Annotated in this window: 1 protein-coding gene and 1 pseudogene; both read right to left on the bottom strand. The window is 71.4% G+C overall.

All coding sequences use genetic code 11. From position 1 onward, the window contains the following. Positions 1-42: 42 nt before the first annotated feature. Positions 43-906, bottom strand: coding sequence for a branched-chain amino acid ABC transporter permease (locus tag DEIPI_RS0113520; protein WP_027482114.1), 864 nt, complete (start codon positions 904-906; stop codon positions 43-45). Beyond that, a pseudogene (locus DEIPI_RS0113515) lies at positions 899-1,115 on the bottom strand (hypothetical protein); the annotation flags it as partial. The gene DEIPI_RS0113520 and the pseudogene DEIPI_RS0113515, both read right to left, overlap by 8 nt.

Here is a 1,115-nt window from a genome sequence, read left to right as displayed (position 1 = left end):
CGGGCCGGGCGGGCGGCACGGACGGCGCGGACTCCGGGCGCGTCACCGCGCCCCCCGCCACGAGCGGCCCACCAGCGTCACGAAGATCAGCAGGAAGAACACCGCGTCGCTCCAGCCGCCGCCGCCCGGCACGTACGTCTGCACGAGCGCCTCGCTGACGCCCAGCACCACGCTCGCCCACAGCACGCCCGTGAGGTTCCCGAGGCCCGCCATCACGATGATCGCGAAGGCCTTCAGGCCGAACACCAGGCCCACGGTCGGGCTCGCGAAGAGCAGCACGCTGATCAGCACGCCCGCGACCGCCGCGAGCGCCGACGCCACCCCGAACGCGATGAGGTACACGCGGTCCACGTCGATGCCGATCAACGCCGAGCCCCGACGGTTCTGCGCGACGGCGCGCATCATCCGCCCCAGGCTCGTGCGGTACAGCACGAAGTACAGCCCTGCCAGCAGCACCGCCGCCAGCACGAACGCCAGCAGCTTCGGCAGGCCCACCGAGAGCTCCCCGAGCGGCACGCTCACCGCGCCGTACGGCACGTTCAGCGTGCGGGTGTTGCCGCCGAAGAACAGCAGCGCGAGGTTCTGCAGCAGGATCGACAGGCCGAAGGTCAGCAGCATCTGGTTGAGTTCCGGCGCGATCAGCACGTGCCGGATGGTGAGGCGGTACGTGAGCCCGCCGAAGGCGAACATCACGAGCGCCGCGATGGGCAGGCCCAGCAGCGGGTCCACGCCGAGCGCCGTCATCAGGCCCCACGAGAGGAAGGCGCCGACCATCACGAACTCGCCGTGCGCGAAGTTCACGATGCCGACGACGCCCACCGCGAGCGCGAGGCCCGACGCGACGAGCGCGTAGATGCCGCTCTGCAGCAGGCCGTTGAGGAGGGTTTGCAGGAAGAGTTCAAGCATGACGTCGTGCGGAGGCGCCGTCGCGTGCGCGGCTCAGGTGCGCCGTGAGCGCCGCGACGAAGGCCTCCTGTTCCTCCAGGAAAGGTGAGTGACCGCTCATGGCGAACACCGTCTCCGTGACGTCGCCGCCCGCCGCGCGGAAGCGCTCCAGCACGGCGCGCGTCTGAGCGAGCATCGGCTGCGGCGGGCAGGCGTCCGCGCCCGGCCAG

It is taken from the genome of Deinococcus pimensis DSM 21231, from assembly GCF_000519345.1.
GTDB classification, from domain to species: Bacteria; Deinococcota; Deinococci; order Deinococcales; family Deinococcaceae; genus Deinococcus_A; species Deinococcus_A pimensis.
This window is presented reverse-complemented; position numbering and strand designations above follow the sequence as displayed.

What these genes read in the sequence shown, in the direction of transcription:
- DEIPI_RS0113520 (WP_027482114.1), bottom strand. Translation starts at nt 906, where the DNA reads ATGCTTGAACTCTTCCTGCAAACCCTCCTCAACGGCCTGCTGCAGAGC.